Source organism: Paenibacillus ihumii, from assembly GCF_001403875.1.
Taxonomy (GTDB): domain Bacteria; phylum Bacillota; class Bacilli; order Paenibacillales; family Paenibacillaceae; genus Fontibacillus; species Fontibacillus ihumii.
In genome coordinates, this window is the sequence record NZ_LN884299.1 from 2,167,046 (window position 1) to 2,186,158 (window position 19,113).

A 19,113-nucleotide genomic window follows, 5' to 3' on the forward strand; every position below is an offset into this window, starting at 1 on the left:
TGCTATTGGCATAGGAAAGTTAAATATTCTGATGAAGTGCCAAATTCTACGAGACTACAAATTCACCCAAAAAAAGAGGGGGAACCCGGAATGAAGACGATCAAGTGCATGATGGATCACCTGTATTGGGCGGACGAACGCATCTTGGACGCAATCGAGGAGAGTGAGACGGAGAACAAGGACCTTCTGAAGCTGGTTCGGCACGTTGCAGTCGCGGAACGAGTCTGGCTGTCCCGATTGCAGGGCAAGGGGAGCGGGCAATATTCGTTGTGGGAGGAAGCGGAAGACCTTGCAGCGATCCGGACGATGTTCGAAGAAAACGCCGAGCAATATCGCGTGTATATCGAAGGGCTCAAGGAATCCGAGTTGGACGAGATGATCGACTATGCGAACCAGAGCGGGGTTCCGTTCCGAACGTCCGTCCGGGACATCCTGCTGCAGGTCCTCTTACACGGGCAATATCACCGGGGACAGATCAACCGGGCACTTCGGATCGAATCAGCAGAGCCTGTCCAAGTCGATTACATCACGTTCGCGAGGCTGTAACAGGCTAATAATCATCATTACTCTGTCATTATTTGATGCTGGTTATCAGCATTATGGTTATTAATGTATAATCAGGATGACAACTCAGAGAACATACGACCCAGCCTAGGATAAGAGCAATATAAGGCTGGGCTTTTTATTTAAGTTAGAGCAGCTCTGTAATTCTTATGAAGGAGGAGACACATGGAAGAGCATGACAATCTTTATGGATTACAGGGGGAGTTATTGCATACACTTATAACCAATTAAACGAGGTCATAACCATGTTGAAAGATACATGCGCACAATTAACGGATGATGACCTTGATAGGGTTGTAACCTTTGGACATGAAGATGAAAAGGAAGCAACCGTTCGTTGGGGTTTATGGCATATAGCTGACCATAGCCGTTATCATCAGGCGAATATCAATCAGCTTAGAAAATGGTTAAAGAAAACTTAAATCCTAATGGTTTGAATAATTGATTAATCGAACTCATTAAAGTATCAGGGATCGATGACAAATGTAATGTAATCCAATCCCAGCAAAATTGTGGTTTTTTTTATATATGTTCACAAAACTCGTATTTTGTACATATGTCTGTAAGTCAATAACCCCTTGTAGCGGCTACCCGAAAATCTCATCAAAAAACCAAGTTGACATGTTCTCTGAGTTTAGATAAATTACAATTCTACTTCCCTATCTGTTGCTTAATGAAATTGCATGGAATCATAGTTAGATACTTATCTAAAAATCCATGCGGTATCCGATGTTCTTTCTGTTTATACCATTTTTTTCACACTCATTCTTATCTTCCTTGAAAATTCCTCCTTATCACCCCCTTACATCAATACGGTTCAATTTACAGATTCTTCTTCCTAACTTATAGAACAGATACTTAATACGTCGCTTTTGGAGCAAACTGACCTTGATTCTTTAGAGCATAGTCAAAAAAACGAAGGATAAGCTCATTTTGAGTTTCAATCACATAGTATTTATCGATATCAGCTCTTCTTCCTTCTTGCAAAAGGTTTGCCAATATAGGCGAGAATAAAGGTAGATCGGTTAAACTTAAATGTTTTGCGCCTTTAAAATGAACGTTGTATGCACCTTTAAAATTTTTATTCGAAATACTATTCGCTATATACGAAGAACTTCTGTCGAGCTGTATCCACACATCATCCGAGTAAACATTAAGAAGCGGGATGGTGAAAGGTTCGGATTTGGCAGTTAATTCGTTCGTAACTTTATCGTACACAAGCTCACTAAAAAACGGAGCATCTATATTTACTACGGCGTCAATGTCATCGCGCTCCCTGCTCAGTGCTACGCTTGCCGTTCCCCCCATCGAATGACCGAACACGCCTACTTTCTGTGTATCGATACGTTCATATACAGGATCTTTTTTTTGTTCGGCTTGTTCCAGAATCGTATCCATGACAAAATCCATATCATCCGTTCGCAATTTCATCCATTTTTGATTAAGCTCGAAATACTCGCCAAGCGAATAACCCCCTTTATTTGCATTGTTGAATTCTTGCATGTACTCAGGATTAATCGTCACGACCTTCCCATCCTCGGAAACGGTATAAAAAGAATGATAGGGATGGTCAATCGAAACGACAACATAACCGTGGCTCGCAAGTTCTGTAAAGGTAGAAGTGTTGCTGGATTTTATACCGAATGCTCCATGAGAGAACACAAGCAAAGGATAGGTTCCTTCTGCCTGTTCAGGATACCAAAATTCCACGTTAACAAACCGATTGTCTCCCTGATCTGTAAATTCTTCGATCCGATTCTTATCCACATAGCTGTAAGTCGCGGTCGCCACTGCATACGGACCTGTCACTTGCGGCAGCCTATGCTGTGGAAAAAGTAAAACAGGAACAAGGGTAACGACGACGGTCAGTGCTAACAAAAGGAATTTCCATAACGTAGAGAAAGCTTTGTAACGCGGGGGGTGTGTTTGCTTGCGCAGGAGCGAAAACATTTCCTTGAACGCTAATATAAAGAGCAAGCCTGCAAACAGTCCCCAAGTGTACTCCCATACGACAACTTTACCCAAGCTCAGCATCATGAATCCTATAAACATTGCGATTCTCGTCCAACTCTTTATCTTGCTGCGGCTTTGCTTGGTTACAATGGAATAAACGGCAATGGCCAGCTCGAAGACCAACGTAACAACAAGTATTAAAATTTCCATAAGACTTCTCTGCTCCTCCTCTGACTTTTTATGAGTTCATCATAATAAATGGAAGAACAGGTGTATACGCACAAACGATAAGCTGTAGCTGAGAGGCAATAAGTTGTAAAAAACAACGCAAAGATATGTACTTACGCTGCAAATACGATAGGAGCGGTTTGTGTATATCTTCTAAACCTCTTTTTTAAATGCTCTTAGTCTTTCATTGATCTTTTGAGCTTCCTTTTTGTCATTCCTATAGGTCAGTACGCGAACGATAACGTATACGGCGGCAATTTCCAAAGCCAATAATAGTATGTCGAAAGTGTCGTATACGAGATTCAATAGGACAGCCAGAGAAATTAATAGAGCTTCCAGAAAAAAGAAATGTAAAATCACTCGAAGGCGCATTTTATTCTCGCTAATCGCATGCGGCGTATATAAAATAATTCCGGTCAAAGCACCCAGAAAAGAGAAAGCCATAATTGTAAAAATCGTATTTAATTCGAAACTTGCATCAGGAGCATAGATTTGCCGCAAAATAGTGATGATTATAATGATGGAGGCGAATATAATTAAGAAATCTCTAATCATTTCTTTAATGAGCTCGGAATACTTCATATAAATCCCCCTTTTATAATCCAAGCATGTGTTTAAGCATTGGTACATACTGCCGTGAAATGACTACCTTCTCCCCGTTATCCAATAATGCTTGAAAACGGCCGCTGATCGACGGATGAATACTAGAAATCTTGGCTATATTTAGAATGGTGGATTTGGAGGCGCGAAAACAATGTTTCTCTTTGCAAAGTTCCTCCAGTTCATAAAGCTTTTGTTTGACTTCATGAACGTTGTTCTTACAATACGCAAACACTTTTCCGTCAACAGCTTCAAAATAATAAATATCACTAATTTTAATGCGGCTGATCTTATCCTCATGATAACCAAGTATAATGAGTGTTTCGGTTTTTATTTTATTAACGAGCTCATGTATTTCTTCGTCTACTTGGTGACACCTGATGCGGATCTCCTCTTCCTCTGTATCGTCTATTACTTCGATGAAAATTTTGATAAAAATCACCCTCGAAAATTCGAATTAAAACTTGCTGACGTTTATAACGTGAATCACACAACGAAAACGCGTAAGCTTCTTAGTTGTTCCTCACACATAGTCATTAAGTGATGATTTTACGTCTTCGATTAATTCCTGCAACTCATCCCATTCTTCCCGCGCCTAGTGCTCTAAATAATCCATTAGCTTGCCTTGATTTCTGTAGCGTTCTTTTAAATATTCAAATCGCTAATCGGCCCAAGCTTTTGTCCTTTGCGGCAAACGGTACAAGTTATTGTCCCTTGACAGTTCGTATAACGAGACATAAAAGACAATTTATTGAACTAATGTCTTACGTTAGTTCAAACGCTATATGCTCTCCCATCCAATAGCTATCTCGACCAAATCATCCGTCCCAATTGTGATTTTCTTTTGACCAACTTGTTGGCCGCCTTGTGAGCTGTAAAACCCTAAAGATGGATTATCCTTTAATACCCACAGCATCATCGATGAGCAGCCATTATTTTTTAATGTTTCAACAACTGAATTGAAGAGTGATTTACCAATACCTATGCCTTGGAACTCCTTTAATAAGTAGATTGCATAAAGTTCACCGTCATGCAAATATTCTTCATTTCGGTTTCGACCACCACAAGAAAACCCGACAATTCGTCCGTCATTGTCTTCTGCAACAAATACTTTTTCATGTTCTGTTCGATTTTCAAATGTCCAAACCCAGCTCTTCGTCCTATTTTCAACGGAAAGAGTAGCTAAGTATGAATCCGAAACGATACCTGCATAAGTTGTCATCCAGCTATTAACATGTACAGTTGCAATTCCTTCTGCGTCTTCAATAAATGCTTCTCTTACCTTCATTAGCTGGCCTCCATTCATTGACTAAGTATACAACCACATATTACCATAAATCCCCATCCAAAACTGCTCGTTAGTTCACAAGGCTATCTATTACTTCAATGACATTTTACCAACCCTTATTTGAATTTGTGTTAAAAATTCCGCTTCTAGCATTGTATCTCTATTATCAACTTCGTATATTTCAAAGGGGTTCCCTAATGCTCGTAGGTTGTTCTCTTTTACATACCTAATGACATCCAGCAATCTGTCAGCGCTCTGGTGATAACTTCCACGGTAGTAATATGACAAATATTCTCCTTCAGGAAGTACAAAATCATATTCCTTTTCATCTTGGTTCAAAATAAAAAATACAGATTCAAATACCACCGGTTTACCTGGAGTAAGCTCATTAACTAATACAGAAGCCCCGTAGAGTTGGTTCCCAAAATCAGGGATTTTGTTCTCATGCTTCGAGTGAAGCTTTTTTACGGCGAAGTCCATTTCTTCATCCCTCGTAATCCTAGCATTAAAATTCAAACAAGGGCGGTCAGGCATTTTCTCTATTTTAAAAATACCTGTACTGACTTCTGATGTTGCTGATAATGCTTGTATCCTTTCATAAATCATCTGATTCTTTTGTTGTAGCTTCATTATTTGAGCTTGTAAGAGCCTCTGCTCTTCATGCAAAAGTGCCAAAGACTTATCAAGACGCTGGTCATCGAGATACTCTTTGATTTGTTGCATAGAGAAGCCGAGCATACGAAGATCCCGAATAATGTTTAGCTTATATATATCATTAAGACCATATATCCGATAATTACTAGCGTTTCGCCGCGGTTGTAATATACCCAACTCTTCATAATAGCGCAATGAATCAACACCAATGCCGTATAGTTTCGATATTTCGCTAATCTTATAATAGTCCCTCATATGCCTTACTCCTCTGCAAAAATAAATTTCGCTATAATACTTGACTCTAGTATTGTACCAGAGTTTAGTGTAATTCTTGGCAAGGCATTAATAAAAGCACAGATATTAGGAGTGAGGAAGTTGATTCAACAAAAAACATTTGATCAAGTATTCAAAATCATGGAAAAGTCCTTTCCTACTACAGAATTCCGGACATATTCAGCTCAAAAGAAGCTGCTAACGAATCCGTACTATCGGTTATTAACCGAGAGAAATGATAATAACGAGGTGATCGCGTTTCTCTGTAGTTGGGAATTTAAATTTTTTAGATATATAGAGAATATTGCAGTCTCATCGACGATTCGTGGAAGGGGAGTCGGAAACAAATTAATGAGGCGATATATAGATCAATCCAAATTACCAATTATACTAGAAGTCGAACCCCCGGAAACTGAGTTGCAGCAGAAGAGAGTTCGATTCTACGAACGGCTCGGATTTCACTTAAATAGTCATCATCATATCCAGCCTCCACTACGAGAAGGTAACCCCATTTTGCATTTGAATATCATGAGTCACCCAGAGCTTTTGACGGATTCGCAATACGAAAAAATTAGATACACCCTGTTTCAGGAGGTCTACGACTTTAAGTGTTAACCCCAAACACGAAAACAGCCATCTCCTCCCCAGCGGAAGGAAATGGCTGTTATGAAGGTACCGGGTGGACGTGTTTTTCGTCAGCGCGCCTTCGCTAGTTTCGTGCCGCGAACCGATGCCGCAGCGTATACGGCAAGCGCTGTCCAGATGAGCACGAAGCCGATGAGAAGAACCGGCGAGACCGATTCCTTGAACACGAATACGCTCAGTAACAGCATGATCGTCGGCCCGATGTATTGTACGAATCCGAGCGTGGACAGCGCCATCCGGGCAGCCGCTCGCGCAAAGAAAAGCAACGGTAGCGCTGTTACCACGCCAGAAAGAAGCAGTTCGACTAACGTGGACACAGGTAGCGTCCATGCCGTCGTCTTTCCCACGGCGGCCAAATAGATCCAGTAGCCGAGCGCAACAGGCAGGACTACAGCTGTCTCCGACAGCAAGCCTACAGAAGCGTCTTGTCCGATCTTCTTCTTCGCGAGGCCATACAGGCCAAACGTCGCAGCCAGTGTGATTGAGATCCATGGGAACCGTCCGTAGTCGATGGCGATGATGAGCACCGCGGCGCCAGCGATGGCTATCGCGAGCCATTGGCCACGACTTGGCTTCTCACGAAGGAAGACAACAGCAAGCAGTACATTCAACAACGGGTTCAAATAATAGCCGAGACTTGTCTCGACAACATGGTCGTTGTTGACCGCCCAGATGAAGATGAGCCAATTAGCAGCGATCAGCAGTCCGCTAGCGGTGAGCGACAGCAGGAGCGAGCGGCTAGCCGCAATCCGCTTTATGTCACCCCAGCGACGCTGGACGGCGACGAGAATACCCATGAAGACGAATGACCAGACAACCCGATGTGACAGAATCTCGCCCGCCGGTACACCATTAAACAATTTCCAATAAAGCGGGAGAACCCCCCACATGATATACGCGATAATAGCATTGACTAACCCATTGTTCATATTCAATTCCCCTCTTCTCACTCCGATGTCTTAACGGATTATACGCCTTGATCATCGTTTAAGTAAAGGGATTAATATTTTGGCCCTAGTAAACAGCCTGAATCGTCCAAAAACCATTATTCTCTGATAATTCAACTAACTTCTCCTACTGCCTTGTAGTTACGAGAAAATAATTAACTCGATCCATCTCTTCTTGGCCATTAAAATAAGCACCATAACCGGTTAGCAGTTCAATAATTGTCTTATTCCCTTTTTTAGCAGCAATGATTAAAGGACTCTTTTCTTTAGAAAGCCTATAATTAGGGCCAGCCCCTGCCTTAAGTAAGGATTCAACGATAGTACTATCATTTAAATAAAGAGCATTTAATAATGCACTGTTACCGTATATATCTAGTAGATTCGGATCTGCCTTATATTTGAGTAAACAGTCTGTAACTGATAAATTGCTTGATAACATAAGAGGAGTTCTTTGCCTATTGTCTCTTACATTTGGATTAGCCCCTCTATCGATTAACTCTTTAATTACTTCATAACGGTTACCAATTGCGTTAAGATGTAGTGGTGAATTTCCATTATCATCAATCACATTGTGTAGGATTAATTTATAGAGTAGCATAGCCAAATCCCTCTGTTTGGGCCTTAGAGTAGCATATGTCGTGCCATCCATAGATCAGCCTCAGCCCATAACTGCTCTGTCCGCGATCCCTTTGATGAAATGCTTCTGAAGAAACCTGAAATTAATTTTTATATCATTGACTCAATCTTATCTTATCGTTTATAGTACCTACGTGCTTCAATGCAAAAAAGCCCAAAAGCATAGAAGTAAAAAAGCGATGAAAGAGTATAGGGTCTTACGTATTTTCAATCACTAACCTCATGTATAAGGAGCTTCAGCATCATGGAGAGACGTCTTAGTTTTACACAAAGTATTATTCTTATCGTGTTCATTCTTGCATTTCTGTTTGTTTCGATCTTTATATTCAAGGCAGAGCCTCATATCCCGCTTCTGGGCACAACGATCGGCACTGCTGCCATATTGCGCTTATACGGATTTTCCTGGGGCAAACTTGAATCCTCTCTCATTCAAGGCATACAATCCGCTATTATGCCGATCTTGATTCTTTCGCTTATTGGAATATTAATTGCGGTTTGGATGATGAGCGGAACAGTGCCGACCATACTGTATTTTGGAATGGATTATATTGAACCTCATTATTTTGCAGTGAGCGCGTTATATGTCACCATCATTGTATCGATGTTCACCGGAAGCTCGTTCACCACGGTCAGCACAGTCGGTGTTGCCTTGATGGGAATTGCCATGACAACGGGAATTTCACTTCCTCTGGCAGCGGGGGCTATTATCTCGGGGGCCTGTTTTGGGGATAAGATGTCCCCGCTGTCCGATACAACGAATTTTGCACCTGCAGTGGCCGGCATCTCTTTATTTACCCATATTCGTAATATGATGTATACAACAGTGCCTGCGTTAATCGTTACAACGATATTATTTCTTCTGATCCCGACAACCGGGTCTATGGATTTGAGCTCTATTCAGCCTATCAAGGAGTCATTGCAAGACGGGTTTCATCTTCACTGGTTAACGCTGCTGTCACCCCTAGCGGTCATTGCCTGCTCAGCAAAGCGTATACCTATCCTTCCCACATTAGTCGTAGGCATTGTTACCGGACTATTAATAACGGCATTTGTTCAGCAGGACACCTCTATGAATAACTGGTTTAGTGTGATGCAGAGCGGTTATAAGAGTAACATCGTGAATGAGACTGTAGCTGAGATCGTGAACCGAGGCGGCCTGCAATCGATGATGTGGTCCGTGTCACTGATCTTGATTGCTTTATCATTAGGCGGATTGCTGCAACACTGCGGAGTCATCGAAGCCTTGTTCCGGAAGTGGATTGAGCCGCTAAAACGGAGCAGCAGCATTGTTCTTATGACGGGTGCATCTTCAATCGCCGTTAACGGCATGACAGGAGAGCAGTATTTATCTATCCTGCTGCCGGGCCAAATGTTTAAGGAGGAATATAGCCGTAGACAAATTCCGGCCAAAACCCTGTCACGAACTTTGGAAGATTGCGGAACACTCGTCAATCCTCTGATACCCTGGGGCGTCAGCGGAGCTTTTTTCGCTGCGACCCTTGGGGTTCCGGTTCCTGAATATGCCCCATTCGCTACATTCCTATGGCTAAGTCCGATCATCACTTTCGGCTTTGCCCTGATCCCGCAATTACAGCGGAGTTCGCTGGGAAAAAGTAAGTAATAAAATCGGTACAGGTTCTTGTTCTTATTTCAAGACAAGAACTTGTACCTTTAAAGTAATGGCTATGTTAACAATTCTAATACTGCCCCGTTAGTATAAATGAGCAGTATAGCATAAATGATTAAAATTTACGTTTATGATAGGGGATACCTTCGCCATCTTCACAATAGGATTTGAGACTATAAAGGAAAATAGCCCAATTGTAATTACAGGAGCGATAAAATGGTGTTACTTCTTTCCAGTTCGTATGACGCAAAGTAATAAAAGACTTCCCGTTCTTCTCTTGAATATCAAAGGAAATCATCGTACCAATCCATTCTGGATCTGAATCTATACACTCCCAAACGACCTTTTTATTAGTAATTAATTCATCTATTCTCATCTTAGTTATGTCATTGCTGCCAAATCGAAATTCATTAATAAAGCCAATCTGATGATGAACAATGAGTTCATTAGTCCATATTTGCGACAGTCCTTCAGCAGTAGTTAAAGCTTCATAAACCTTCGACGCTGGAACATGTACGGTTTGCAAATGCTCGATATTTGCCATGCCTTACTCCTTTCTAACTGCAATAATGTTGTTTGATGCTTATGATAACATATGATGAATGTAATAGTTTCTTTTGGATTGCTTTGTTGCAGTTGCAGTTATAGCCTTACTATGGGCTGAATAACTCCGCTTTTCAGATACTTTTTGATCAACATCAGGAGATACTAAGGGGGCTTATGGACCCTGTCATGGGCAAAACTGAGTTTTTGAACGAATGCATAAATTTATGCTGCAATAGGTTAAAAAAACTGACCCGTCGAACGTCGGTCAGTTTTTTAGTCTTCAATAAGTTGTTAAGCCATATTCCCCCCACTTACCTATAACCTTCATCCTCATAATCAGGCACTATTGCCTGATCATTGAATCTAATGACATAATCCTTCCTCGTCATATACGGAAAAGGAGTAGCCATCAAAAAACCAATGCTATTCGGTGCCTTTAATTCCTCCCCCAGCTTTTCACTGAGCGCCAGGAAGGAATGCAGCTGCTCATCGGTGTTTTTCACCCACAGTCGGAAATAATCATTCTGGACCTTCTTATTGCAATAGATAATCCGTAGATTTTGCCTTACTGGACTATAGAAAATATAAAAATCACTTTTAAGATCATCTAGCATGGAGAGACCATGCTTCTTCCAATTCTCTAGAAATTCCTCATCATTCAAGTTCCATCCAAAAAAAATATTGTTGGGGGATTTTGTCTTATAATCTGTGGACACAAATATACAGTTATTTCTTGCCATAACAGTCACAGTGCGTACCATAGCTAGATCATCTTCATACAGACAGTACGTCATATCACTACACCAATGAATTCCTTCATGACACACACGCGCTCCAGCAAAATTCCCTCCCACACCATATTCAATAAGACCATCCATAATGGACTGACACTGAATATAACTGATCATGGTTACTAACTTCCAGCTCGGATCACCTGATTGCAAGTGTTTCTGAATAAACCTAATGAAGAGATCTCCGAATAGAACGGCACCGCTACCCAGTTGTACGATATCATGCTCCGTCGTCTCTTTCCCATCATAATGCAGAAGTATGGGGCGCTCATCATAGAAGCCGATCAGAAGCTTATACTCGTCAGAAGTGAAAGAGTTAGAGAGGTATGTCAATACCTCGTAGATCGTAAGTCCCAGCTCCAAATTTTGTTGTATAAATTCTAATGCGGAATAGATACTCGGCATCATTCCTGCATAAGAGATCAAATACTCCTGATGAAGAATAGAGAGCTTAAGCGCCCCTTCCTTCACCATATAATTGTGATATGTCTTTTCTATTTCTCCAAAACTCGTTTGGGTTCGATCCTGGCTCTGGCTTACACTAGAGAGAGCGGAGTCTGCGATCATATAGACATTATGCTCATCCCTCCAGCCGATCACATAGGTCACTCTATACATTCCCTTCTGATTTTTAATTTTTATTGTGAGGTATTTATGAATATGCTTCGCCAGTTAACCCTATATTTCGTTACTACGGGATAGACTTCGTAAAAAATGTCATATCTAGGATATTCGTGAAACTTTTTAACTATCCTGCCCGTGTTTTAACTAAAATTCTTTTCAACTTGCCAACTGCCGATGAGATCATATCGGGAATGTAACAATGTTCTTGTCGTTCGACAGATTCATTGATAAAACACATCGCTTTAAAAATTTGATATCTTATTCCTATCTATTACTTTGTTTTACCCGTAACGCCGAGCTCGGCTGCTTGTGAGTGATGTAAATCACTTACTAAATGCCAACAATGATATATATACAATTTATGGTGCTTATGCAATTTATGAATAATTTGAAAAATGGGGGGAGTAATTTAATGAGAAAACAATTGTTCTTTATTAGCGTTATCTCAATTATTGTATTAAGTGGTTGTATAAGCCAACAGCCAGAAAATAACAAAGGGCTGATAGAAAGTAACGCAGATATTAAACAGTTAGTTAGTGATTATAGTAATGGTAATATAGAAGACCAAACTGCTTCAATAACTTCCACACAGCTAATAGTTACAAACCAGAATAATAGTCGGTTAACCTATGCATTGCCGAAAGACGAGTTCTTTGTTTCGATTGCACCATATATTGAACAAACACATCCTTGTGCTGCCCATAGCTTGACTGGTTGCCGAGGAGAATTGGTAAATAAAGAGTTTGAGATATATATTGAAGATAGCGAAGGAAACGTTATAAAAGATGAAAAATTAACGTCAAATTCCCATGGATTTATTGATTTATGGCTGCCGAGAGATAAAGAATATCATATCTCAATTACCGAAAATGAGAAAACTGTGAAATCCAAGTTTTCAACGTTTGAAAGTGACAATACATGCATTACAACCATGCAATTGACATAAAAATATTGTATTTTCAATCACTCCAGCCTTAACTATGTTTGCAGCAAAAAACCTCTCCCAAGTTAAACAAACTTAAAAGAGGCCATATAGCGGTATATATCGTTCGAACAGTCAGTATTTCGTATGAAATTCCAGCGGCTCCAGCGGTTTCAATCTGGTCGCTCGAAATAAACCGTTTGCCAGCAGAGGCGCGAGCCGGGCCGCGCTTGGCAGAAGCTGCTGAACGGCAGGCTTGTTCATGAGCCATTGCAGCAGGCTGCCCCATCTTAAAGGGCTGGCGAATTCCTGCTGGATCGCCTGCGTATAGCGATGTTCCCATTCCATTAAAGAAATGCTTCCCCGCAAAAAAGCGTCGGCGAGCGGAGCGCATAATGCAGCCGAGCGCAGCGCCATGGACATTCCGTCCCCGCTCAGCGGAGCGATCATCGCGGCAGCATCGCCTATGCGAGGATGCCCATCCCATGGCGAGGGCTTGCGCTGAAGATAGACGGGAGCGATGGCAGCTTGCGTATCATGGACGGGCACAGCCGTTGCAAGCCGCTCGGCGAGTCTCCGGTTGCGCTCAATCGCCGCTTCCAGAATGGACAACACCGATTTGCCCGCCTTCACAAATTCGCTACGGTTAAGCAGCGCCGCAGCATTCACGCTGCCATCCTCAACCGGACATAAACCTAAGTATCCCCCTTGGAAGAAGTACATCTCAATCACTGGTTCCATCTTTAAACCGGCATAATGGGTTTTAACACCAATGTAGGCTTGCTGGCACGAAGCGGCTGCATCCGGACGGTGTCCTTGCCCTGCATTCGCCATCCGCGCATTGGCTCCCCAGGCCGCAATAACAGCCCTGGAATGGAACAGTTTTACATCCGCCCCCTGCCTAGCTCGAACGGTATACCCTTTTTCGTGCTGCTCAATCCCAGTAACCGTTGTAGATAGGTGTAGCTGTGCTCCAGTCTGCATCGCGGTTGTATGCAGCGCCTCATCCATCATGTATCGGCTAAGTCCCCAGGCAGCGCCAGGGATCGGAAGCTCGATTTCACCGCCCTGCTCGAAGATGAGCTTAGCCCGTTCAATCCGCGTCGGATGAAGAGATGCGACCGTCTCGGTCAAACCAAGAGCGCGCAGCGTGCTTTGGGCTTCTGGCGAAAGAAATTCCCCGCACACCTTATGACGCGGGAAGTTCCGCCGGTCGATCAAGGCCGTCTCCCACTGCTTACCCGCAAGTGCCTTAGCGATACAGCTTCCCGAGATGCCTCCCCCGAGAACGACGGCATCCACCTCATACTCCAATCCGATCAGCTCCATCCGCTTGTCCGCTTAAATATGAATCTGGCTTACCGATCACTACTGCATAACGGAACAACGGTCTCCAGGAATACATGAGCTGATGGATTCCCATCGCCTGCTTCAGGCGCTTCCAATCCTGCGAGCGGAAGCCTTTAGCCACGGATAGAGGGCCGTCATTCAAGATATACCTGTTCAATGAAATCACCCGGGTCGCAAGCCATACCGCCGTCCAAGCGATCCAGTGCCGATGGATATCATTCACCACAACGCCAAGCCGGGCCGCCCGCAGCATGCTTGTAACGGCATGGGGCAGCTCTTCCTCTGAAAAATGATGCAGCAGTTGTGTGCCTGTCACAATATCCGCTCCTGCATCAGGGAGCCTAAACAAATTGCCGCGTATGACCTGAACGCGCGGCTCATTAAGATACAATTGGCGCGCTTCGGCGCAGGCCTCTTCCGTCATATCGACTAACGTGATCATCATGGCAATGTTTTGCCGAGTTGCCCACTGCAGAACGCGCCGATTCACATCCCCGGATCCAGCTCCGACGTCCGTAATGGACAACTGCTTTGGCTTGCCCGCCGCCCGCCACAGCTGCTTAATTCCGTATAGCGTTGGCGCGCTTGCCGCGAACAGCCGATTCAAGCGGCGAAGCTCCCGCAGGGCCTCGCGAAGCTCCTCGCCTCCACTTGTGAAATCGTCCATGAGCTCAGCCGCCGATGCCCGCCGATGCAGCTTAGGAAACATAATGCGCATTCTCCGTGCGGCGTTTGGATGGCACGCTGGAAGCAACATAAGTAATATTGATCATCTCTGCCGTCAACCCTGGGCCGAAGGCTAACGCAATTCCGGATGCCCGCTCCGTTCCTTGCTCCTGCAGCTGCTCCCTCATTTTCTTCATAACGAACAAAATCGTGGCAGAGGACACATTTCCAATATCCCGCAGGACACCGAGACTTGGCGCAACCTGTTCATCCCTCAGACCATATTTCGATTGCAGCGCTTCGACAATGCCTTTGCCACCCGGATGAATCGCCCATAATTCGGGAGGCTTGTCACCACCAAGATGCGCTGCTTCTGCAGGAACATAATCGCCAATCAATCTTGGAATATTCGGGGACAAATATAGGTCAAACCCATCATTGCCGATCTCCCAAATCATTTCATCGGCGCTCTCAGGCAGCAGCACCGAACGATCATCACCAAGCTGGTAAACATGCTGATGCTGCGAAGATGCCGCACCAATTACGCAAGCCGAAGCTCCATCGCCGAAGAAAGATGCGCCGAACAAAGCCTCCCGATCCCCGGAAGGCTGAATATGGAGGGTGCACAATTCCACACACACAATCAATACATTCGCGTTCCGGTCTCCGGACACGAGCTGCTTCGACAAACATATCGCCTTCATTCCGGCTGCGCATCCGATGAACGTGAGCGGGATTCGCATAACCGAAGACACAAGCCCTAACTCTTGAACCAAGGCCGCATCGATGCCCGGAAGGAATTGCCCGGTGCAGCTAACCGTGATCAGATGCGTGATCTGCTTGGCATCTATCTTCGCATCCGCCAAGGCCGCTCTCGCCGCAGTTAAAGCAAGGGGGACGGATTCTCGCTTATAGACCGCCATCCGTTCTGCCGTTGAGGGCACTTTCGAACGATCTTCTTGCGGCATGTAACGGCATGCTGAAGCTTCTAGAAGCAGTTCCGGCTCGCATGTATACCGGCTCTCGACACCGCATTGCTTAAATATTCTTCTGGCCCAACGGGCCGAATCCGGGTTACTGCTCAGCGCATCAACAATCCGTCGTGTCGTGTCAGCCTGGTCCATGCGATAGGGCGGCAACGCGGTACCGATTCCTGTGATAGCAATCATTGGTCTTACAGCTGCCATTGCATCATTGCCTCCTTAATATACGTTTACGGCTTCAACTTCACGGTATATCAAGTTCATCCAGAGCCGTTCTCATCAGCTTACCCATCTTATGAACATGACAAAACACAGCCCGATTCGGACTGGGTTTTACCTAAAGTTATATGTCTATGCAAACAGTGGCTTCATTTTGTACAGTTGCATTTCTTACAGTAACTCCGCGTTGCTTTCCTCTGAACCTGCTGCCTTGAGAAAAGCCTTCCTGACTTCCCCAACGTCAATTTTGTAGCTACAGCGAATGGAGAAAATAAACCCGTCGGCGTAAGATGTTGCGATACAGTTAAACAGTGAAGGGAACGGCAGCGGATTCGGCTGTTTTACGACGGTATCATCGTAGCTTTCCCGCAAATTCCCCTTGGCGCTATTGCCTAAATAATTAAACATGAACAAATCAATCTGCTCATACTGTTCCCCAAACTGTACCAACCTCTTGGTTCTCGACCAGTCGATACGACAAGCAGGATCGGTGAGCAGATGCATAAAATTAAGGTTTCTATCCTTTAAAAGCTCCAGCCGGGCTCTGACAGAACACATTGTCTTATCCGGACTCCACCCCGCATCGATGAAGAGAGGCACGAAATCAATAAATTCGCCGACGGTATTGTAATATGACGCTTCTTCATATCTTCGTCCATCGTATAAGAACAGCAAGGGAAAATGTTCCGTCTCCAAGTAGACCTGCAAGCCCTTGGTATAGACGGAAATCGCATGCCCCAAGGAATGTTCTTTGGTCGGAATAGCCACATCGAACATGAAGGCTTCATCACTCGTCCGATGCTCCAGCCGGCGTAAAATATCCTGCTTGCTCCGGTGAAATGCCTCCAGTTCAAAGGCCGAGATCCATTCTTGCTCGGTGATGCCTTGCGGTCCGCTTTGAATTTGCTCGACATACTCAAGGAAAGGCTTCACTTCGTCCGAAGGCGAAACTTGATTCAACAGAAGATTTCTGTAGTAAGAGACCATCTGCCGCTCGATGACTTCGGTTGTCACGCGGTCGCAAATAGCATGATGCAAAAGTGCGATCACATAATGCTCGCGCAAATTTCGTTTTAACAGAATCATTTGATACAAGATGCGCTCCCCGTCGTATCGGGTGTTGTGAACGAAATCCTGCAGCATGTCCATAAACGGGTCGCAAGAATTGTAGCCCGATACGTCGATCAGATAAAGCTTCGGCGGACGGGAGGATGGAAGGGCGTATTCCTTCCAGCAAAGGCTTGGCTCCCCTTGGACGGGAACGCTTCTCAACAAGCCTTGGCTCTGCACGAGTTCAGCGTAGGACTGGTCCAGTAGTGTATAATCCACGTACTCGTCCAGCTTGAAGAAAACGACGCAAGGAGGCGTTTGAAACTTGATTTGCATCTGTTGTGCCGCCCCAAACGGATATTCCTGCATCACTTCCCCCGTTTGGATCCACTGATCCGTTTGACGGTAATCATTTTGAAGCTCCTCGCGAATGGTTGTTGCCTCATCCGGTTTTATTTCGTTTAAACCGAGGCGCCGGCAGAAAACTTCTTCATCGAGCGTTTCGTTCAGATCAACTTCAATTCTTTGATGTAAAGGCACGATATAGTGTGGCAGCAAATTTTTGACGACCTTCCCGTTCATCATCTGTACTAGGCTTTCGACGCGATTCTTTTCCACATCGTCGCTGTATAGAACATTAATGCTTTTCGTTTCTTTGAACACATCTCTGACTTGATACGAGACCAGTTTATACACGCCCCCTGTTTCTTGGTGCAGCCAGGAAACAAGAGCTTCTTTCGCTTCGATGAGTCCTTCCTCCTCCATCGCCGATTGAAGGTAAGCGGCGATGGCTCGGATCGATTTATAGTGATAAATATCCGTTAAGGTAACACGGCATCCGGCCTTTTCCATTTCCGACATCAAGGCCAGCGCTTTGAGAGAATGCCCGCCGAGATCAAAGAAGCTGTCCAGGACGCTGAGGCTTGGCACCCCTAATACCACTTGCCAAATCTTCGCCAGCTTCGCCTCCAGCTCCGTCGCGGGCATGGCTTGTTCTGCTCCGGTCTGCCGGTTTACTTCGGGAGCCGGCAGCGCTTGACGATCCACTTTGCCGTTGACGGTGAGCGGAAATTGCTCCAGTTGCACGAAGTAGGACGGAATCATGTAGTCGGGCAGTATTTTCTCTAGCGCACTTCGAACTTCACTTGCAATGAACGCCCGATCTGCTACAAAGTAGGCGCATAATAGCTTCTCCCCGCTGTCCTCCCTGGCGATCACCACAGCCTCCCGGATCATCTCCACCTTCTCAAGCTGCGCCTCAATCTCTTCCAGTTCGATCCGGTATCCCCGAATTTTCACCTGTCTGTCGATCCGGCCTCTGTATTCCAGCGTGCCGTCTGCCCGCCAGCGGGCCAAATCGCCCGTCCTGTAGCAGCGCTCTTTCGGGCGAAATGGGCTATCGATAAACTTCTCCGCTGTCAGATCCGGCCGGTTCAAATATCCGCGCGCCACGCCTTCTCCGCCGACGAGCAGCTCTCCCCATGCTCCGATTGGGAGCAGCTTCAATGCATCGTCCGTGACGTAAGCCGTGGAACGGCTGATCGGACGGCCGATCGGCACCGTTCCGCTCTGCTCTCCTTCGATCCAATGCACTGTGGAGAACGTCGTATTCTCTGTCGGGCCATAACCGTTCATAAGTACCAGTCCGGGATTATCGCGCAGCACAAGATTGACCTGCGGTACGGATAGAGCTTCGCCCCCGACAAGCAGGGTTTGCAAGCCGCCAAACAGCCTGCTGTCCCGCTGCGACAATTGATTAAAGAGGGATGTGGCAAGAAACATCGTTGTAATTCCGTAATCCCGGATTGCTTCCTTCAATTTTCCCGCGATCAAAATGACTTCGTTGTTCACAAGATAAAGCCGCCCGCCATTAAGCAGCGCTCCCCAAATTTCAAACGTGGAAGCGTCAAAAACGACCGCTCCGGTTTGCAGGATTCGCGTTGTTTCATTTAACGTAACATAGTTGCAGTTTTTTACCAACCGGGCTACGCTTCGCTGCTCAATCATTACGCCTTTCGGCATGCCGGTCGATCCCGACGTATAGATGATATAGGCCAAATCATACGGACCCGATACGGGCTCCAAATTCGATCCGTCCCCGTCGTAAATGTGGCTGTCGTCCAAATTCAGCGTTTTCCCGCCAAAGTCTATATGCCCCGGTAAATGGTTTTTGGTTAGCAGCATTTTCGCGCCTGAATCCTCAAGCATATATTGGATGCGTGTCTCAGGGTACCCGGGATCGATCGGCATGTATGCCCCCCCGGCTTTCAAGATGCCAAGGATGCCCACGATCAAGTCCGGGGAACGCTCCGCCATAATGCCGACCGGTTGATCCGGCTGGACGCCTTCCGCCCGAAGGGTTCGCGCCAGCCGGTTAGCACGCTCATTCAGCTCGCCATACGTCAACTGCTGTTCCTCAAAAACGACTGCAATTTGATCCGGCGTTCGTTCCACCTGCTCCTCGAACAGCTGGCAGATTGACTTCTCCCACAGGTCAGTATCCTTGTTGTCGAACCGATCCGGCAAACTCGCCTTTCCCACCATCGT

The 19,113-nt window shown here is 45.0% G+C and carries 18 protein-coding genes; 5 read left to right on the top strand and 13 right to left on the bottom strand.

Features of this window, described 5'->3' with window-relative positions:
* Nucleotides 1-90 precede the first annotated feature (90 nt).
* Both BN2762_RS17225 and BN2762_RS17230 read left to right on the top strand, forming a co-directional pair.
* A complete protein-coding gene (locus BN2762_RS17225) occupies nt 91-546 on the top strand; it encodes a DinB family protein (protein WP_055108139.1) in 456 nt (151 codons plus the stop codon).
* 263 nt (nt 547-809) lie between these two features.
* Entirely contained in the window at nt 810-986 is a 177-nt protein-coding gene (locus BN2762_RS17230) for a DinB family protein (protein ID WP_083484977.1), read from the top strand.
* 436 nt (nt 987-1,422) lie between these two features.
* Here BN2762_RS17230 and BN2762_RS17235 read toward each other — a convergent pair whose 3' ends face one another.
* The 5 genes from BN2762_RS17235 to BN2762_RS17255 all read right to left on the bottom strand — a co-directional run bounded on the left by BN2762_RS17235 (nt 1,423) and on the right by BN2762_RS17255 (nt 5,542).
* A complete protein-coding gene (locus BN2762_RS17235; RefSeq protein WP_055108140.1) occupies nt 1,423-2,727 on the bottom strand; it encodes an alpha/beta hydrolase family protein in 1,305 nt (434 codons plus the stop codon).
* 171 nt (nt 2,728-2,898) lie between these two features.
* Nucleotides 2,899-3,327, bottom strand: a complete 429-nt coding sequence (locus BN2762_RS17240; RefSeq protein WP_055108141.1) for a DUF3021 family protein — start codon at nt 3,325-3,327, stop codon at nt 2,899-2,901.
* A 13-nt stretch (nt 3,328-3,340) separates the two neighbouring features.
* Nucleotides 3,341-3,787 (bottom strand): LytTR family DNA-binding domain-containing protein, encoded by a 447-nt coding sequence (locus tag BN2762_RS26215; RefSeq protein ID WP_222861092.1) that lies wholly within the window; start codon nt 3,785-3,787, stop codon nt 3,341-3,343.
* Between the two features lie 339 nt (nt 3,788-4,126).
* On the bottom strand, nt 4,127-4,633 hold the full coding sequence (locus tag BN2762_RS17250) for a GNAT family N-acetyltransferase (protein ID WP_055108143.1): 507 nt from the start codon (nt 4,631-4,633) through the stop codon (nt 4,127-4,129).
* Nucleotides 4,634-4,723: 90 nt separating this feature from the next.
* Nucleotides 4,724-5,542 carry a MerR family transcriptional regulator gene (locus BN2762_RS17255; protein WP_055108144.1) on the bottom strand — a complete coding sequence of 273 codons (819 nt, stop codon included), beginning with the start codon at nt 5,540-5,542 and terminating at the stop codon, nt 4,724-4,726.
* 159 nt (nt 5,543-5,701) lie between these two features.
* On the opposite strand from BN2762_RS17255, the gene BN2762_RS17260 reads away from it, so the two are divergent.
* Nucleotides 5,702-6,175: a GNAT family N-acetyltransferase gene (locus tag BN2762_RS17260; protein ID WP_230202629.1), complete on the top strand. Its 474-nt coding sequence runs from the start codon at nt 5,702-5,704 to the stop codon at nt 6,173-6,175.
* Between the two features lie 80 nt (nt 6,176-6,255).
* Here the strand turns inward: BN2762_RS17260 and rarD are convergent, their stop codons facing one another.
* On the bottom strand, nt 6,256-7,134 hold the full coding sequence (gene rarD / locus BN2762_RS17265; protein ID WP_055108146.1) for an EamA family transporter RarD: 879 nt from the start codon (nt 7,132-7,134) through the stop codon (nt 6,256-6,258).
* A 145-nt stretch (nt 7,135-7,279) separates the two neighbouring features.
* Complete coding sequence (locus BN2762_RS17270) at nt 7,280-7,801, bottom strand: ankyrin repeat domain-containing protein (protein WP_055108147.1); 522 nt, start codon at nt 7,799-7,801, stop codon at nt 7,280-7,282.
* 231 nt (nt 7,802-8,032) lie between these two features.
* On the opposite strand from BN2762_RS17270, the gene nhaC reads away from it, so the two are divergent.
* Complete coding sequence (nhaC, locus tag BN2762_RS17275; RefSeq protein WP_055108148.1) at nt 8,033-9,409, top strand: Na+/H+ antiporter NhaC; 1,377 nt, start codon at nt 8,033-8,035, stop codon at nt 9,407-9,409.
* Nucleotides 9,410-9,530: 121 nt separating this feature from the next.
* On the opposite strand, the gene BN2762_RS17280 is transcribed toward nhaC, so the two are convergent.
* Nucleotides 9,531-9,959: an SRPBCC family protein gene (locus BN2762_RS17280; protein WP_055108149.1), complete on the bottom strand. Its 429-nt coding sequence runs from the start codon at nt 9,957-9,959 to the stop codon at nt 9,531-9,533.
* 313 nt (nt 9,960-10,272) lie between these two features.
* Nucleotides 10,273-11,361, bottom strand: coding sequence for a hypothetical protein (locus BN2762_RS17285; protein ID WP_055108150.1), 1,089 nt, complete (start codon nt 11,359-11,361; stop codon nt 10,273-10,275).
* 427 nt (nt 11,362-11,788) lie between these two features.
* Here BN2762_RS17285 and BN2762_RS17290 point away from each other — a divergent pair, with 427 nt between their 5' ends.
* Nucleotides 11,789-12,322 carry a CueP family metal-binding protein gene (locus BN2762_RS17290; RefSeq protein WP_055108151.1) on the top strand — a complete coding sequence of 178 codons (534 nt, stop codon included), beginning with the start codon at nt 11,789-11,791 and terminating at the stop codon, nt 12,320-12,322.
* Between the two features lie 111 nt (nt 12,323-12,433).
* Here BN2762_RS17290 and BN2762_RS17295 read toward each other — a convergent pair whose 3' ends face one another.
* The 4 genes from BN2762_RS17295 to BN2762_RS17310 form a co-directional block, all read right to left on the bottom strand.
* The gene (locus BN2762_RS17295) at nt 12,434-13,627 is read right to left on the bottom strand and encodes an NAD(P)/FAD-dependent oxidoreductase (protein ID WP_074048647.1); all 1,194 of its coding nucleotides are present in this window, start codon (nt 13,625-13,627) and stop codon (nt 12,434-12,436) included.
* Nucleotides 13,602-14,357: a methyltransferase domain-containing protein gene (locus BN2762_RS17300; RefSeq protein ID WP_055108152.1), complete on the bottom strand. Its 756-nt coding sequence runs from the start codon at nt 14,355-14,357 to the stop codon at nt 13,602-13,604. Before BN2762_RS17300 ends, BN2762_RS17295 begins: the two co-directional genes overlap by 26 nt.
* Nucleotides 14,347-15,501: a type III polyketide synthase gene (locus BN2762_RS17305; protein WP_055108153.1), complete on the bottom strand. Its 1,155-nt coding sequence runs from the start codon at nt 15,499-15,501 to the stop codon at nt 14,347-14,349. The genes BN2762_RS17300 and BN2762_RS17305 overlap by 11 nt, the downstream gene beginning before the upstream one ends.
* A 186-nt stretch (nt 15,502-15,687) precedes the next feature.
* A complete protein-coding gene (locus tag BN2762_RS17310; protein WP_392391600.1) occupies nt 15,688-19,107 on the bottom strand; it encodes an amino acid adenylation domain-containing protein in 3,420 nt (1,139 codons plus the stop codon).
* Nucleotides 19,108-19,113: the final 6 nt, after the last annotated feature.

Coding starts and splice junctions, on each gene's coding strand:
- nhaC (WP_055108148.1), top strand. CDS start 8,033: ATGGAGAGACGTCTTAGTTTTACACAAAGTATTATTCTTATCGTGTTC.
- BN2762_RS17290 (WP_055108151.1), top strand. CDS start 11,789: ATGAGAAAACAATTGTTCTTTATTAGCGTTATCTCAATTATTGTATTA.
- BN2762_RS17235 (WP_055108140.1), bottom strand. CDS start 2,727: ATGGAAATTTTAATACTTGTTGTTACGTTGGTCTTCGAGCTGGCCATT.
- BN2762_RS17225 (WP_055108139.1), top strand. CDS start 91: ATGAAGACGATCAAGTGCATGATGGATCACCTGTATTGGGCGGACGAA.
- BN2762_RS17280 (WP_055108149.1), bottom strand. CDS start 9,959: ATGGCAAATATCGAGCATTTGCAAACCGTACATGTTCCAGCGTCGAAG.
- rarD (WP_055108146.1), bottom strand. CDS start 7,134: ATGAACAATGGGTTAGTCAATGCTATTATCGCGTATATCATGTGGGGG.
- BN2762_RS17230 (WP_083484977.1), top strand. CDS start 810: ATGTTGAAAGATACATGCGCACAATTAACGGATGATGACCTTGATAGG.
- BN2762_RS17270 (WP_055108147.1), bottom strand. CDS start 7,801: ATGGATGGCACGACATATGCTACTCTAAGGCCCAAACAGAGGGATTTG.
- BN2762_RS17295 (WP_074048647.1), bottom strand. CDS start 13,627: ATGGAGCTGATCGGATTGGAGTATGAGGTGGATGCCGTCGTTCTCGGG.
- BN2762_RS17240 (WP_055108141.1), bottom strand. CDS start 3,327: ATGAAGTATTCCGAGCTCATTAAAGAAATGATTAGAGATTTCTTAATT.
- BN2762_RS17305 (WP_055108153.1), bottom strand. CDS start 15,501: ATGGCAGCTGTAAGACCAATGATTGCTATCACAGGAATCGGTACCGCG.
- BN2762_RS17250 (WP_055108143.1), bottom strand. CDS start 4,633: ATGAAGGTAAGAGAAGCATTTATTGAAGACGCAGAAGGAATTGCAACT.
- BN2762_RS17255 (WP_055108144.1), bottom strand. CDS start 5,542: ATGAGGGACTATTATAAGATTAGCGAAATATCGAAACTATACGGCATT.
- BN2762_RS17260 (WP_230202629.1), top strand. CDS start 5,702: ATGGAAAAGTCCTTTCCTACTACAGAATTCCGGACATATTCAGCTCAA.
- BN2762_RS17300 (WP_055108152.1), bottom strand. CDS start 14,357: ATGTTTCCTAAGCTGCATCGGCGGGCATCGGCGGCTGAGCTCATGGAC.